This window comes from Natrinema sp. HArc-T2, from assembly GCF_041821085.1.
Lineage (GTDB): Archaea > Halobacteriota > Halobacteria > Halobacteriales > Natrialbaceae > Natrinema.
In genome coordinates, this window is the sequence record NZ_JBGUAZ010000001.1 from 308,232 (window position 1) to 322,644 (window position 14,413).

Sequence of the window (14,413 nt, forward strand, 5' to 3'; positions counted from 1 at the left end):
AAGGCATAAACTTTCTAAAATTCTAGCAGAGTTACCTATGAGACTGCTTTCTCTCCAAATGTGACGATGTCCTCACTGTCGGTGTAGCGCATCGGTCGAACGAAGATCCACACGCTCTGGTTGCCCGGTTCGACCGAAACGTAGCCGAGACTTTCGAGCGGCTTGATAATCTCCTCGAGAACAGCCGCTTTCGGCGTGTCGTTGTCGTAGAGCTTGTTCTTCGCTGTCTCGAGTTTCACGCGACGCTTGATCTTGTGAGGTGCAGACGCCCGCTCGTGGAGCATCCGGTAGGCGTCGGCGAGCTGTTCGTTGTCGGGAAGGATCGGCTGGGGTTCATCGAGATCGCCTTTCGCCTCGACTTCTTTCTGGACCAGGTCGCGGAGCTTCTCGCTGCGGTTCTTGTCCTCGCGCTCGGCGATCTCGTCGAGCGTCTCGAGAAGGTCGTCGGGACAGCCGAACGAAACACGACTCGAGGGGTTGTGATCCATCCGGGCCATCAGTGGATCACCTCGATTTGCATATCGGGTGAATACGCAGACGGCGTCGAGGTTCGGAGTTCGTATGCAAGGGGGGTGGGGATCCCTACGGAGAGGGTTATCGCGCGGGTGTGTGCGCGCGTCATGCGCGACCCTCCATCTCCCGCTCGTAGTCTCGTGTCCGCTCGATCGCGGCGTCATGTGGCTCTCCCTCGAGCGTCTCGCCGGTTGCGTGGTGCATTTCGTGTTCGTCGTCGGGGCTGCCGTCGGTCGCCTCGACGTCGATCAGTCCGAGGAAGTCGGCCTTCCGGAGCGTGCAGAGATGGGCGCACGGCCCGTCGTGGTACTCCCAGCCTTTGCAGTCACACCGACCGATGTACTCGTCGTCCTCGAGGCCAAGCGCGCAGTAGTGGACGCTCTCGCCGTCTCTGAGCGTGACCTTGTAGCCGAACCGTCCGAACGGCTCGATCAGCGCCTCGCGTGGATCCGCTCGAGCCCATGACTCGGTGTCGCCGTCGCGTTCCTCGAGGAAGTCGACAGGTTCGCCGTCAGTGGGTTCTGGGAAGGCGCTCATCGGCCTCGAGACACCTCCTGCAGATCGTGTGGGCCGTTCTCACAAACGCGACGGGGGAGGCCGCCGGCTGAGGTCTGGGTCACCATCCGACCACCGCAGTGCGGGCAGAATCGGCTCATGCTCCGACACCTCCGCCGTACTGCGATTGACCATGGCCGAGGATTCCAGTTGCCCGCCCGGCGAGTCCACTACAATTTCTCCGCCGTAACCAGGGTTCGACACCGCAAGGTACAGGTCTTGAAGCAGCTATATTCGCTACTTTGGGCTAGGAACAACTCGAAAAGAGGCTTCAGCAGAAATTCAGACGCGGGGTAGGCCTGCTAGCGGTTCTCTGAAGGAACCGAGGGAGCGTGATTCGGCGTTGGAACGGCGTCGATCGCCGCGTGGAACTCGAGGAACACACGAGCGTTGCGGGCAGCTCGCGACGTGTGATCAGTTCACGGCCCGTTGTCGCCACATGCGGGAGTGGTGGCGATCCACGGTCGGTGAGGTCGTTGAAATCGTCGGGCTCGACCGTGAGACACAACTCGACGAACGCGTCGAGCCGGTACTCGTGGTTCTGGAGCCGTCGTGCTCACCTCGAGTTCGCAGTATGAAGCGGACAATCAGCCGCCTCTCGAGGCGTGATCGGCTCGATGTCGTCGTTCATCGGTCACCACCACAGCAAGTGCCTGTCTGTAGTGTGCGTCGGGTAGTGGTCAACTGTCTGTGATACGGCAACCCGTGCCACATCACCAGCGTTTTATCTACCCTTGACACAATATGACGAACCGCCCCGAGAATCTGACGCAGTCGATTCCTGCAGGCATCACTGCTCAATTCGGGGTGACATGCGTACACTCACCCATAGACCTGTAAGCCGGTCCGACACCGGCTTTCTAGGGGTTCGATGCTTACTGCCACGATCAATTTCTAACCAAGCGTTCCCAACAGATTGGGACGATGAGACTCAGCTGCGGCCAGATACCGTGGTTGGTACCGGACAACGACTGGCTGGTCATCTGGAGCGACACGCCAGTCGGACAGCAATCGTGGTCGGCCACGCCGATTCTCGAGGACGCCCAAAACCACCGCTTCGCCCACTCTAAGTCCCGATCTGGCTGGTGTCAAAGCGACTCGAGTTCGATTCGAAGCCGGCTTCCGACAGGCCCCACACAGAATACGCAGAACAGTGTGCTGTGATGGTGGCGATCATCACGTGTGACAACGTCTCCGTAACCGCGGACTATTAACGGATCCATCCAGTATGTGTGTACATGGCTAACGTGCGTGTCGCAGGAACTGGGTTGACGGCGTTCGGAGCCAGCCCCGAGCGGACCGGACGGGATCTCTTCGCTGAAGCGAGCATCGCGGCCTTCGAGGATAGCGGTGTCCATCGAGACGACGTCGAGGGCGTCCTCTACGGCAACTTCATGGGTGAACTCGCCGAACACCAGGGCCATCAGGGACCGCTGATGGCCGAAGCCGCAGGCGTTCAGGCACCCGCGACGCGGTTCGAGTCCGCGTGTGCCTCGAGCGGCGCTGCGGTCCGCGAAGCGGTCAAACGAATCCGAACCGGTGAAGACGACGTGCTCCTCGTCGGTGGCACAGAGCGGATGACCAACCTCGGCACCGCGGGCGCGACCGAGGCGCTTGCGATCGCCGCAGACGACCTCTGGGAGGTCCGCGCCGGGACGACGTTTCCCGGTGCGTACGCGCTGATGGCTCAGGCCTACTTCGACGCGTTCGGCGGCGATCGCGAGGAGCTGGCCCACATCGCGGTCAAGAACCACGACAACGCGCTGCCGAACGAGAACGCCCAGTACCAGCGTGCGATCGAGGTCGACGACGTCCTCGAGGCTCCGCCGGTCTCGGAGCCGCTCGGTCTCTACGATGCCTGTCCGGTCTCTGATGGCGCGTCCGCGCTCGTGCTCACCAGCGAGGACTACGCCGCTGAGCACGATCTCGAGGCCCCCGTCGCGATCACGGGCACCGGCCAGGGTGGCGATCGGATGGCGTTGCACGACCGCGACCATCTGGCGCGCTCGCCGGCCGCCCGCGAGGCTGGCGAAGAGGCCTACGCCGACGCCGGCATCGACGCCGGCGACGTGGAAGTCGCGGAGGTCCACGACTGCTTTACGATCGCCGAAGTGCTGGCGCTCGAGGCGCTCGATCTCGAGCCGATCGGTGAGGGGATCTCGGCGGCCCGCGACGGGCGGACGACCGCCGACGGCGAGTTGCCGGTCAACCTCTCGGGCGGGCTGAAAGCCAAGGGACACCCAGTCGGTGCGACCGGCGCGTCTCAGGTCGCCGAGATGGCGATGCTGCTTGCGGGTACGCATCCGAACAGCGACCACGTTGCGGATGCGACGACCGGCGTCACCCACAACGCGGGTGGGACGGTTGCGAGTGCGATGGTGCACGTTCTGGAGGTGGTCGCGTGAGCCGAGCGATCGCGATGACGCCAGCGCAGACGCTGGAGGTGGTCGCATGAGCGACATCGATGAAGTCGCAGACGCCGGCTTCGACGAGTGGCTCGACGCCGCCGAAACCGGTGACGCCTACTGTCTCGAGTGTGCGAACGGCCACGGCTCACTGCCGCCGCGGCGGGTCTGTCCCGACTGTGGCGCGACCAATCTCGAGGAGATCGTCCTCCCAGAGACCGGCGAAATCGAGACGTTCACCATCACGCACGTGCCAACGCCGGCGTTCGAGCAGGACGCTCCCTACGCGACGGCCATCGCGAACTTCGGTCTCGTGCGGATCACTGGGCAAGTCGTGGGGGTCGATCCCGAGGCAGTCGAGACCGGTCTCGAGGTCGCACTCGAGATCACGGTCTCTGAGACGACGGGAGAACGTGTGATCGGGTTCCAGCCGGTGTCGCCCTGACTCGGCGTTCCAGCGGCGCTACACGGGTGCCGGTGGGTATTTCACCGGCGGGAAACCACCGTCGCTATGAACGTCAGGGCAGCTGTCAGACAGAGCTTCGTCGCGGGGCTGATCCTCATCGCGCCACTCGTGGTGACGCTGTACGTGCTGCGATTCCTCGTCAACTGGCTGTTACAGTTCGTCAACCCACTCGTCCACGGGACCGGGCTGGCCCAGTATACGGCCAATGTAGAAGTCGTCGCTCAGCTTCTGGCTGTCGCCATCATCATCACGATGGTCGTCGCCCTCGGGTTTCTCGCCCAACTGAGCGTTGGCAGGCACCTGTTTGGGAACATCGGCCGGCTCGTCAACGTGGTGCCACTGGTCAGTACGATATACGGGAGCGTCCGTCAGGTCGCCAACGCGCTCGTCGAGCGACGGACGGCCTACGAGAGCGTCGTTCTCGTCGAATATCCTCGCGAGGATGTCTACATGATCGGCTTCGTCACGGGTGAAAGCCCTCCGGCGGTCACAGACGTGGTAGGACGGAACGTCTACAACGTCTTCATCCCGAACAGTCCGAACCCGACCGCCGGCAGACTGGTGTTACTGCCCGAGACACAGGTTCATGAAACGGAGATGAGCGTCCGCCGTGGCATGCGCCTCGTGGTCACGACTGGAATGGGCGACAACCGAGAGCAGGCATCGCTTCCACCCCTCGAGAACGTCCCGAAGTGAGCTACTCGCCGGTATCGACGGGCGACAGTTCCGCACGCAGATACGCGACGAATTCGTCGGGATGTTCGGCGTGGGGCAACTGCGTCGCGTAGTCGATGACGACCAGCTCCAGATCGGCAGCCTCGGCGAGATCGCGCCCGTCCCGAAGTGGAACGAGACCCGCATCGCGACCCCAGACGAGCGTCGTCGGTGTCTCGAGGACGGCCAGTTCCGTCGCGAGGTCGAAGTCGGGATCGAGGGTGCCCGAAGCGAACGAAGCAGGGGCGTAGCGCGCGCCGGGCTGGTGGGCGCTGTCCCAGGCGTACTGGACCGCCTCGGAGTCGATCCGATCGGTATCGTAGTAGCCCTCTCGGTCGTAGAAGTAGCGGATCGAGGGTTTGCTCACGAGCAGGTTATAGAGCGTCGTCCCGACGACCGGCGTCCGCAGCAGGGTTCGGAGCCACGGTCGGTCGGTTGCCGTCTCGTCGGTTGGACAGATCAACACCAGTTGCTGGAAGTCGGTCTCGTCGGCGGCATCGACCGCGAACGAGCCGGTCAGCGAGGAGGCGACGACGATCGGCTCCGCCGTCACGTCGCCCGCGAAGTCGCGGATGAACTCGGCATACAGAGACGGCGTGTAGACCAGCGGCGGTCGCTCGGAGCGGCCAAAGCCCGGCAGATCGACCGCGTAGACGTGATAATCCTCGGCTAACTGTTCGACGATCGGTTCGAACTCGTGACTGCTCGCGCCCGCGTAGATCCCATGCAACAAGAGCATGTCCGGATCGGTCGGATCGCCGGCGACGGTGTAGGTCGTCTCGATCCCCCGCCAGCGATAGGTGCGTTCGATGCCGACCAGCGGGTTCGCGAGGTCACCGGCACGCCGTTTCAGCAGGCGATTCCCGACGATGGCCCCACCGACGGTTCCGAGGGCTGCACCGAGGACTGTTCGGGCTTTCATACGGGAACGTAGGAAGGCAACGGTCTTAGAAGTCCGGTTCAGAGACAGGTCCTGTTGCAACCGGCACCTCGATCACAACTGCGCCGGTTGTTGCGGTTCGAACGGCTGGACTACTCGGACCCAGAGTCGTCCGCGTCGGCAGCCAGGTTCTCGACGCAGGCCTCGACGGGTGCGAGCACGTCGGTCGCGATCGAGTAGGGATCGGTCTCGCCCTGTCGGACGGCTTCGGCGAGGTCGTCGATCCCGCCGCTGTCGGCGAGTTCGTCCTCGAGCAGCGCGTGGACGTCCTCGCGAAGCAGCGTTCGGATCTCCTCGGCGTAGCGCTGGCGGACCTTCTCGGCGTGCGTGCCGGAGTCGACGAGGTAGGACCGGTGGTTCCCGAGTTCGTCGATGAAGGTGTCGACGCCGGTGCCTTTCGTGGCGACCGTTTCGACGATCGGCGGGGTCCAGCTGTCAGCGTCGTCCTCGGCACTGTCCTCGTCGGCATCGCCCCAGCTCGAGCCGTCGTCACCCATCGCACCGACGCCGTGGTGCCCACCGCCGCCGGCGGGGCCGCTTTCCTCGCCGAGGTGGACCATCTCGCGCAGTTCCTGGACGGTCCGATCCGCGCCCTCGCGGTCGGCTTTGTTAACGACGAAGATGTCGGCGATCTCGAGGATCCCTGCTTTCAGCGTCTGAATGTCGTCGCCCGAGCCCGGCGGGACGAGGACGGCGACAGTGTCGGCGGTCCGGACGATGTCGATCTCGTTTTGCCCGGCACCGACGGTCTCAATGATGATCTTGTCCTTGCCGAAGGCGTCCATCGCCTTGACGGCGTCTGCCGTCGCCGTCGAGAGTCCGCCGAGGGTGCCACGGGCGCTCATCGAGCGGACGAAGACATCCATGTCGCCGACAGTGGAGGCCATCCGGATGCGGTCACCCAGCACGGCTCCGCCGGTAAACGGCGACGAGGGATCGATCGCGATTACGCCGACCGTCTCGCCGCGCTCGCGGTAGGCCTCGGCGAGTTTGTCGACCAGCGTCGATTTGCCTGCGCCCGGCGAGCCGGTGATACCGATCACGTCGGCGTTGCCGGTGTGGGCGTACAGCTCCGAGACGAGGTCGCGATAGCCCGGCGACCGGTTCTCGATCTTCGAGATGACCCGGGCGAGTGCGCGGTGTTCGCCGGCCAGCAGCGCCTCGAGTAACGATTCGTCGGCTTCGTCCATGGTCATCGCTGCGGCGCGTTTTCGCGGACGAACTCGATGGTTTCCTCGATCGAGGTCCCGGGGCCGAAGATCGCCGCGACGCCGTCGTCTTTGAGCCCCTCGCGGTCCTCGTCAGGGATGACGCCGCCGGCCAGCACGAGCGTGTCGTCTTTGGCACCGTACTCTTCGAGGCCGTCCATGATATTCGGGACGAGCGTGTCGTGGGCACCCGAGAGAATGGAGATGCCGAGGACGTCGACGTCCTCTTGCACGGCGGCCTGAACGATCTGGTCGGGCGATTTGTGCAGTCCGGAATAGATGACCTCGAAGCCGGCGTCACGGAACGCGCGTGCGATGACGTGTGCCCCGCGGTCGTGACCGTCGAGGCCGACTTTGGCGACGAGACACCGAATCGACTCCGCTTCCTGTTCGCTGCTCATACCACCCTCTTTCCGAGCCGACTGTTTGACTTTAACGGAAAATTGTTTCCATCGGCTGGTGCAGCGACGGAATTCCGTGGCGGCCACGGTTCGGTGCTCGAGTGGCGGTGACGCCATGACTGTCACATCGCCCAAAACTGGACCGAACCAAAGGCTAAAGAGCGAAACGACCGAACATTCCGGTAATGACTATCGTTCGTCTGCTGCGGAGGGATCTATCGTGGGTGTCGAGATAAAGGAAACCAGGGTGACCGACGCCGAGTTCGAGGAGATGAAAGGATTCGTCTTCGAGTATCTTGCAGCCAGCGTCGAGAAGGAAGACGAAGGTGGCCGGATGCGCTGGTACCCGTGGCACTCTGCCGAGTACCGCCACAACCACATCCTCAACGTGGTCGAGCTCGCGACGGAAATCGCCGACGGCGAGGGCGCAGACGTCGACGTCACCCGCGTCGCTGCCCTCTTTCACGACGTCGCCAAACTCGAGACTGACCAGGAACTCCACGCCGAGGCCGGCGCTCGCGTCGCCCGCGAGTACCTCGAGTCCCACGGCGAATATCCCGACTCGTTCATCCAGCAGGTGTGTCGCGCGATCGAACACCACTCCTATCAGGGCGACCTGACCGACCTCACACTCGAGACCCAGTGTCTCATCGAGGCCGATCTCCTCGATAAGGTCGGCGCGAACGGCACTGCGCTCATGCTGTTGCGGATGGGCTACGAGGCTCGGACGCACATGGACAGCGACGAAATGGTCGAACGGGTCTTAGAGCGTGGCTACGACGCCGCTTCGCGCGTCCAGAGCGAGACCGCAGAGAGCATCGCCCACCAGCGGCTCAAACGCGTCAAGTGGTTCAGCGAGTGGCTCGAAGACGAGATTGCAGCGCTGGGCGAGTAACCGACCCGTCGAGGGCAGCGCCCGCTCGAAGCGAGGTTTTTCGAAACGTAACTACCCACAGCAGTGACTGGTGTAACAGGAGATAGGAGCGCGAGCTCGTTATTCGGCATTATGTCTGAAGCTGAATTGGGCAGTTCGGTCACTGCACATGCGTATAGAACACGATAGATCGAGTTACGAATTGCTAACAGTTTGAATAAACGAATATACACAAATAGCGATACTAATGTAAAGCAGAGAGGCTGCCCACGTTTTGTCTCCACTCATAATAGTCACAACAGCAAGAACTGCAAACGCTAAGGCAACGATAGCCGAACGAATCGCGCGAAGATGTGCTGTTATCATCAAATAGTGCTCATCATCCATGCACAACATGTAGTATTTCTATAATATATGCTTTCTGTTAATAGAGTGTAGAGTTGATTATTACTTCGTTATCTGCTTGGCCTGTACTGAACGTGCGTTTCGCGAGCGACGCTAAATAAAGAGCCCGTATTACCAACTACTGGTAATCCACCGTCAGCGCGGGCCAGGCCACGGTTAGACGAGGTCGAGCCCCATCGCGAGAAAGAGCACGCCGAAGCCGACGAGGACGACGGCACTGCCCGCAGCGACAATGGGCGCGAAGGCGTCGACGCGCCGACCCGCCGCGACCAGCGCCGCCGGATAGGCGACGATCCAGCACGCGATGCCGGCGAAAAAGCCGACCAGCAGTGCTGGCGATCCCGTCTGGACGACCAGCGATCCCGCGAGCGCACTCCCAACTGCCGGGGCGTGTGCGAGGACGTCGAGCGTCCCGGGCTCGAGCAAGCCGACGCCGACGGTGAGCCAGAAGCTGATCTGGTAGGGGTTGGTCAGCGAGAGCGCGAAGGTCTTGCGAAAGCCCGAGGCCGCGGCTTCGGCGGCGTCGGTAAACGACGTGGCGGCTCTGGCCTCGTCGATCGCGCCGACGGCGAAGTACAACATGAGACCGCCGCCGGCGACGTACAGCGCGGGCCGAAGCCCCGACAGGCGGTCGATGACGGCGACGACGCCGGCCAGCGTGAGCACGAAGAAGATCGCATCTGCGAGCATGGCTCCGAGGCCAGCCCGGAAGCCAGCCGCCCAGCCGCGGACGACGCTCTCCTCGGCGATGATTGCGTTCATCGGCCCCGGAGGTGCCGCCAGCGCGAGTCCGAAGAGGATGCCAGCCAGTGCTGTAACGATGAGGGAAGTCACGCGTCTCGCTCGGCAGTGGGTGATACAGCGCCAAAAGCGCAGCGAACGCCGCGACGAATCGGCCCTGCTCGAGCGCGCCCGTTTGGGTACGGGGTCGATTCGACTCACAAACCAGTGACAGCTTAGTTGCTCGCGCCCATCTCGAGACATATGGAGTACCGTCGGCTCCGATCACGTCTTTTCCGGGTGGTGAGAGCACTATGAGACGCAGGGAAATCGTGGCTGGGCTCGGCAGCGTCGGTGCCCTGGCCGGTGCAGGTGGGCTGCTCCTCGGGGGCGTTCCCTCGTTCGGAGCCGACAGCGGATCGGACAGCGACGATGGACCGCTTACCGTCGAAACGATCGACGCACGGGGAAGCGAGGCCGGCACGCTCACCGTTCCAAACGGCGATATCATGGTCCTCGAGTTCTTCGTCACCGGCTGTGGCAACTGTCAGACCCAAATGCCAAAGGTCGCAGAGGCGTACTCTCGGATCGCTACAGACCATGGCGACGAGGTGACGTTTCTCGGCGTCACCTTCCAATCTCCCGAAACCAAGCCGCCAGCAGAACTCCGAGAGTGGTGGCGCGCCCACGGCGGCAACTGGCCCGTCGGCTACGACCCGATGGGTGATATCGCGGCCAGCTACGGCTTCTCCAGCTATCCGACGACTATCGTTACCGACGCGGACGGTGAGAAACACTGGGGAAAACTCGGCATTACGCAGCCGGACGTGATCGTCGACCACGTCGAATCCGTCCTCGAGACGAGCAGCGACGGGACGACGAACGCAGCTGCCGACTCCGACGCCGCCGAGTCGGCGTCCGACTGAACGATTGTCCATCGCTGTGGCAGTGATCCGTTAGGGTCGGGCGATCTTGGTCCGCAAGAAGTCGTAAGCGGCTACCCTTCTGCTGGTCCGTCTCCGAGCCCAGTAAGGAGGCCAGTGATCGACGCCGTCCACGACGACTGGTCGGCACCGAACGAAGTGAGTCCGGCTTCGTCTCCCAAACAGAGCTGACCGCTCGCGACGACGAGCGCCGGTTCCGCGCCGACTGTCTCTGGCGTGACCGTCCACCATCGAGAGCCGTCGGCAGTCGAGAGCGCGTGCAATTTCCCATCGGCGGTCCCCAGACAGACGGTGTCGCCGAGAACGACCGGCCCGCTTCCTGCCTGTCCGAGTGCGTCTCGCCAGCGTTCGCTTCCGGTACTGGCATCGATCGCATAGAGGCTGCCGTCCTCGCTGGCGACGTAGACGGACCCGTCCGCGACCGCCGGCGACGCCGAGAGTCGACCGCCAGTATCGAAGCGGAACTGCCGTTCACCGTCAGCGGCAGCCAGCACACACAGCGTGTCGCCACAACTTATCGCGACCCTCCCGTCCGCGACCGCCGGCGGGCCGTGGATCGTCCCCTCGAGTTCGAGGTCTGTCTCCCAGCACTGGTCCCCATCGTCGGCTGCGAACGCGACGACGCGCTCGCTACAGGTGACGTAGATGACGCCATCGGCGACGGCGAGCCCGGCGATTCGATCGTCGACTGGCTCCATCCAGACCGTCTGGCCGGTCTCGGCGTCGATCGCGGTGAGTGCGTCGCCGCCGACGTAGACCGTTCCGTCGGCGACGATCGGCGGCGTTCGGACCGGCTCGTCCAGTGCGTGTCGCCAGCCGCGCTCGCCGGTGTCGGCCTCGAACGCCGAGACCACGGCATCGCGGGCGACGTAGACGGTGTCGTCGACGACCGCGGGCGTGGTTTCGATCGCGTCCATCTCGACGCGCCAGCGTTCGCTGCCGTCTGCGAGCGCCAGCGCGGCCACACCGTTCCCGTCGGCGACGAAGACGGTGTCGCCGACCAGCGCTGGTGGGGCCTCGACGTCGCCGGCGGTCTCGACGTGCCACTGGGCCGTCGGTCGGGGTCCGAGTGCGTCGCCCGCTGCGACGGCGTTCGTTCCTGCCGGCCCCGCACCCGCCATCGGCCAGTTGCGACCGTCGTCTTCGTCGTGGTCACGGACGTACTCGAGTCGCTCCGTTGCGGTCGTCGCCGCGCCCGATACCCCGGGAACCGGATCGGCAGTGAGCGGGCGAACGGCGGGGAGCGCGTCGACGGCATCGATCGCCGTCAGGGTCCGGAGGACGCGGGTCCGAACGCGCCCGTCGGGATCGGTGAGCCGCGGACGCAGGTCGGTTGCGAGCCGATCTGCGTCGCCCTCGAGCGTTTCCGTCAGTTCGGCGATGTCGGCCAGTGTAGCCCCAGCCGTCGCACGAACGTCGGCGTCTGCATCCGACAGCGCCGCACACAGCTCGTCGGTCACCGCGTCGAAGCTGTCGGGATCGTCGGCAGCCATCGACGCCAGCGCTCGCCCGGCGGTGACGCGGACGATCGGACTCTCGACGCCGAGGCCGGCTGCGATCTTCGAGATGCCCGTCGGACGCAACTGTGTTGACTCGTCTGCGAGGACCGACAGCGCGAGGACAGCCAGCCCGGCAGCCCACGGATTGCCCTCGAGTCGCCGCCCCATACCCGAGAGCTGTGTATTGATCTCGTCGGTGTGCGACGGCGTCTCGCCGCTGACGAGCGAGGCGGCTGCTCGCAGTCGCCCGTCGAAGTCCTCGAGTGTGTCTTTCACCGCTGCACCGTTGTCGTGGCCCGTCACGGCGAGCGTTCCGAGCGCCAGCGTCGCGTATCCACGGACAGCTTCGTCGTCGGTCTCGAGCAGTTCGACGAGTCGATCACGCGCTGCCGCCGCATCGTCGGGGGCAGCGCCAGCCAGTCGAGCGATTTCGCCAGCGATCGATCGACGGTCCGCCCCATCCGCGTCGAGTTCGTCGCACAGTCTCGCGGTCACGGGCTGTTCGTCGGTCTCCGCGACAGCCGTTGTCAGCGCACGCTCGAGCCCGCGTCGCTCGCGACCGTCCGCTGCTCGCAGTCGCCCGGCAAGCGGCGTCGCCGCAGCCGCGATCAGTTCTGGATTCATCCGGGCGACATCTGCAAGCGCCGTCGCGACAGCAGCCGCGCGCTCGTCGCCAGCCGACAGGACTGCCATGAGCGCCTCGAGCGGCGTCGGCTCAGTCTCGGCGTCGGATTCGAGGAGCGTTTCGAGCGTCTCGAGTGCCGCGGCACGGACGGTCGGCGCCGGCTCGACGAGCAGGTCACAGACGGCGACGACGGCAGCGTCGGCTTCGGTACCGGTCTCGAGGCCGAGAACGGACAGTCCCTCGCAGGCAGCGACGCGACGCGGCTCCGCGTCGGCCTCGGTTTCCGCGACGGCAAGCGCGACCGTCGGTCGGCAGTCATCCGCTGTGTCGTCAGCAACCGCCGCGAGCGTCCGGCGGGCCGTCTCGCGGACGCTGTGATCGGCATCGTCGAGCGCGTCGAACAGTCCCGCCCGCGCCGGGTCGATCGCGTCCGGATCCGTCGTCGCGATCCGCTCGAGGGCCAGCGCCGCGGTGTGGCGGACGTCTGCGTCGTCGTCCAACAGCCGCTCGCCGAGTGCGTCGACGGCCACGCGGACCTCGTGAGGCCGCTCGGCGGCGATGGTCACTAGATCGCGGGCGGCCCCGAGCCGGACCGATACGTGCTCGTGGTCGAGTCGCCGACACAGCGAGCGAACCGCCGGATGGGGAGCCGCCGTCTGCGACATCGCGATCTCGACGAGCCTGCTGGCAGCGTAGCCACGGACCCACTCGTCGTCGTCCTCGAGTTGCTCGATCAGTGCGGGGACGTTATCGTCGTCGCCGGGGTCCTCGCGAGCGATCGCGCCGACCGCCGCAGCCGCTCGGTGGCGGACCGGTTCGTGTGGATCGTCGAGACGGGCGGCGAGTTCGGGAACGACAGACCGGACGGAGGCCGGGTCGGTCGTCGAGACGGCAGCGATAGCCCGAACGGTCGCGAGTCGGATGGCTTCGTCTTCGACCGCGAGGGCGCTGGTGAGGTCGGCAACGACGGGAGCGACGGTCTCGGGAGCCACGTCGGCGACGGCGGCGATGGTCGTCACGGCGTGGTTTCGAACCGGTTGGTCGTCGCGAGCCACCCGGCGAGCGAGGGTGTCGACGGCAGCAGTGACCGCGTCGGGCTGGTCGGTCGCGAGCGTCGCCAGCGTCGCAGCCGCGTCGGTCCGAACAGCCTCGTTGTCGTCGTCGAGCCGATCGACGAGCGTGTCGACGGCTGGCACGACCGCGTCAGGATCGTCCTCGGCGACCGCCCGGAGCGCACCGACGGTTTCCGTTCTCACGGCTGGCTCGTCAGCGAGGGTCGCAGCCAGCGCCTCGATGACTTCGCTGACCGGTTCGGGACGGGTCGCTGCGATGGCCGCGATCGCCGCCGCGGAATCGACGCGGACCGACTTCTGCTCGTCGGTCAGCCCCGTCGCGAGGGCGTCGACCGACGATGCAACCGCCGCCGGTCGATCGGTCGCAATCGCACACAGCGCCCGTGTTGTATGCTCGCGGACGGCTGGTTCGTCATCGAGATGGTCGACGAGCCGGTCACGGGTCTCGAGGACGGCGTCTGGATCGGCCGCGGCAACAGCCGCGAGAATCGCCGCGGCGTTTTCCCGAACCGAGACGGCGTCGTCGTCGATCGCCGTCGTGATCTCGTCGGTCACCGGGATGACGGCTTCGGGATCGGTCGCGGCAATCGCAGCGAGCGCATCCGTCACTCGAGTCCGGACGTGTCGCTCGTCGTCTGTGACGGCAGCTGCGAGAGTCGTCGCCGAGTCTGCAACGACAGTCGGGTCGTCGACTGCAATCGAGGCGACCGCGTCGGCGACGTCCGTTCGGTTCGGGGTTGGCCCGTCGAGTCGCTCGAGCAGCGCCGGCACGCTCTCCTGTGTCGCTGCCGGGTAGACTGCTGCGACAGCCGACAGCGCCGCGGCTGCGTGAGATCTGACCGCCGGCTCGTCGGCGAGGCACTCGGTCAACGATGTCACCGCGGATCGGACATCCGCCGGTCGATCGGTCGCCTCCTCGGCCAGTGTACGGGCTGCGTACTCCCGCACGTCGGGATCGTCAGCCGTCAGAAACGTCTCGAGTTGGTCGATACCGAGGGTGACTTCGAGCCCCTCTCCGGTCGTGATCTCATTGTGGTGTGACATAGTCCGTCTCGTGACACGTGCGATCGC

The 14,413-nt window shown here is 64.9% G+C and carries 12 protein-coding genes; 5 read left to right on the plus strand and 7 right to left on the minus strand.

The features are described 5' to 3' along the window. Positions 1 to 35: 35 nt before the first annotated feature. Together ACERI1_RS01645 and ACERI1_RS01650 are read right to left on the minus strand one after the other, a co-directional pair. Positions 36 to 488, minus strand: coding sequence for a ribbon-helix-helix domain-containing protein (locus ACERI1_RS01645; protein WP_373616831.1), 453 nt, complete (start codon positions 486 to 488; stop codon positions 36 to 38). A 130-nt stretch (positions 489 to 618) separates the two neighbouring features. Beyond that, the gene (locus tag ACERI1_RS01650) at positions 619 to 1,050 is read right to left on the minus strand and encodes an SWIM zinc finger family protein (RefSeq protein WP_373616288.1); all 432 of its coding nucleotides are present in this window, start codon (positions 1,048 to 1,050) and stop codon (positions 619 to 621) included. Between the two features lie 1,256 nt (positions 1,051 to 2,306). Between ACERI1_RS01650 and ACERI1_RS01655 the strand changes: the two genes are divergently transcribed. The 3 genes from ACERI1_RS01655 to ACERI1_RS01665 all read left to right on the plus strand — a co-directional run bounded on the left by ACERI1_RS01655 (position 2,307) and on the right by ACERI1_RS01665 (position 4,635). Then, positions 2,307 to 3,473 carry a beta-ketoacyl synthase N-terminal-like domain-containing protein gene (locus ACERI1_RS01655; protein ID WP_373616289.1) on the plus strand — a complete coding sequence of 389 codons (1,167 nt, stop codon included), beginning with the start codon at positions 2,307 to 2,309 and terminating at the stop codon, positions 3,471 to 3,473. 46 nt (positions 3,474 to 3,519) lie between these two features. Further along, the gene (locus tag ACERI1_RS01660; protein ID WP_373616290.1) at positions 3,520 to 3,918 is read left to right on the plus strand and encodes a Zn-ribbon domain-containing OB-fold protein; all 399 of its coding nucleotides are present in this window, start codon (positions 3,520 to 3,522) and stop codon (positions 3,916 to 3,918) included. Positions 3,919 to 3,984: 66 nt separating this feature from the next. Then, complete coding sequence (locus ACERI1_RS01665) at positions 3,985 to 4,635, plus strand: DUF502 domain-containing protein (RefSeq protein WP_373616291.1); 651 nt, start codon at positions 3,985 to 3,987, stop codon at positions 4,633 to 4,635. A 1-nt stretch (position 4,636) separates the two neighbouring features. Here the strand turns inward: ACERI1_RS01665 and ACERI1_RS01670 are convergent, their stop codons facing one another. The 3 genes from ACERI1_RS01670 to ACERI1_RS01680 all read right to left on the minus strand — a co-directional run bounded on the left by ACERI1_RS01670 (position 4,637) and on the right by ACERI1_RS01680 (position 7,202). Next, positions 4,637 to 5,575 carry an alpha/beta fold hydrolase gene (locus ACERI1_RS01670; protein ID WP_373616292.1) on the minus strand — a complete coding sequence of 313 codons (939 nt, stop codon included), beginning with the start codon at positions 5,573 to 5,575 and terminating at the stop codon, positions 4,637 to 4,639. A gap of 110 nt (positions 5,576 to 5,685) precedes the next feature. Next, the gene (gene meaB / locus ACERI1_RS01675; protein WP_373616293.1) at positions 5,686 to 6,789 is read right to left on the minus strand and encodes a methylmalonyl Co-A mutase-associated GTPase MeaB; all 1,104 of its coding nucleotides are present in this window, start codon (positions 6,787 to 6,789) and stop codon (positions 5,686 to 5,688) included. Next, complete coding sequence (locus tag ACERI1_RS01680; RefSeq protein ID WP_138778903.1) at positions 6,786 to 7,202, minus strand: cobalamin B12-binding domain-containing protein; 417 nt, start codon at positions 7,200 to 7,202, stop codon at positions 6,786 to 6,788. Before ACERI1_RS01680 ends, meaB begins: the two co-directional genes overlap by 4 nt. A 220-nt stretch (positions 7,203 to 7,422) precedes the next feature. Between ACERI1_RS01680 and ACERI1_RS01685 the strand changes: the two genes are divergently transcribed. Next, entirely contained in the window at positions 7,423 to 8,097 is a 675-nt protein-coding gene (locus tag ACERI1_RS01685) for an HD domain-containing protein (RefSeq protein ID WP_373616294.1), read from the plus strand. Between the two features lie 540 nt (positions 8,098 to 8,637). On the opposite strand, the gene ACERI1_RS01690 is transcribed toward ACERI1_RS01685, so the two are convergent. After that, the gene (locus tag ACERI1_RS01690) at positions 8,638 to 9,315 is read right to left on the minus strand and encodes a LysE family translocator (RefSeq protein ID WP_373616295.1); all 678 of its coding nucleotides are present in this window, start codon (positions 9,313 to 9,315) and stop codon (positions 8,638 to 8,640) included. A gap of 200 nt (positions 9,316 to 9,515) precedes the next feature. Here ACERI1_RS01690 and ACERI1_RS01695 point away from each other — a divergent pair, with 200 nt between their 5' ends. Continuing rightward, the gene (locus ACERI1_RS01695; RefSeq protein WP_373616296.1) at positions 9,516 to 10,127 is read left to right on the plus strand and encodes a TlpA family protein disulfide reductase; all 612 of its coding nucleotides are present in this window, start codon (positions 9,516 to 9,518) and stop codon (positions 10,125 to 10,127) included. Positions 10,128 to 10,198: 71 nt separating this feature from the next. Here the strand turns inward: ACERI1_RS01695 and ACERI1_RS01700 are convergent, their stop codons facing one another. Beyond that, positions 10,199 to 14,386: a sister chromatid cohesion protein PDS5 gene (locus tag ACERI1_RS01700; protein ID WP_373616297.1), complete on the minus strand. Its 4,188-nt coding sequence runs from the start codon at positions 14,384 to 14,386 to the stop codon at positions 10,199 to 10,201. Between the last annotated feature and the right edge of the window lie 27 nt (positions 14,387 to 14,413).

Bases quoted from the DNA above. Each gene is read 5' to 3' on its own strand.
- ACERI1_RS01645 (WP_373616831.1), bottom strand. From the start codon at position 488: ATGGATCACAACCCCTCGAGTCGTGTTTCGTTCGGCTGTCCCGACGAC.
- ACERI1_RS01650 (WP_373616288.1), bottom strand. From the start codon at position 1,050: ATGAGCGCCTTCCCAGAACCCACTGACGGCGAACCTGTCGACTTCCTC.
- ACERI1_RS01655 (WP_373616289.1), top strand. From the start codon at position 2,307: ATGGCTAACGTGCGTGTCGCAGGAACTGGGTTGACGGCGTTCGGAGCC.
- ACERI1_RS01660 (WP_373616290.1), top strand. From the start codon at position 3,520: ATGAGCGACATCGATGAAGTCGCAGACGCCGGCTTCGACGAGTGGCTC.
- ACERI1_RS01665 (WP_373616291.1), top strand. From the start codon at position 3,985: ATGAACGTCAGGGCAGCTGTCAGACAGAGCTTCGTCGCGGGGCTGATC.
- ACERI1_RS01670 (WP_373616292.1), bottom strand. From the start codon at position 5,575: ATGAAAGCCCGAACAGTCCTCGGTGCAGCCCTCGGAACCGTCGGTGGG.
- meaB (WP_373616293.1), bottom strand. From the start codon at position 6,789: ATGACCATGGACGAAGCCGACGAATCGTTACTCGAGGCGCTGCTGGCC.
- ACERI1_RS01680 (WP_138778903.1), bottom strand. From the start codon at position 7,202: ATGAGCAGCGAACAGGAAGCGGAGTCGATTCGGTGTCTCGTCGCCAAA.
- ACERI1_RS01695 (WP_373616296.1), top strand. From the start codon at position 9,516: ATGAGACGCAGGGAAATCGTGGCTGGGCTCGGCAGCGTCGGTGCCCTG.
- ACERI1_RS01700 (WP_373616297.1), bottom strand. From the start codon at position 14,386: ATGTCACACCACAATGAGATCACGACCGGAGAGGGGCTCGAAGTCACC.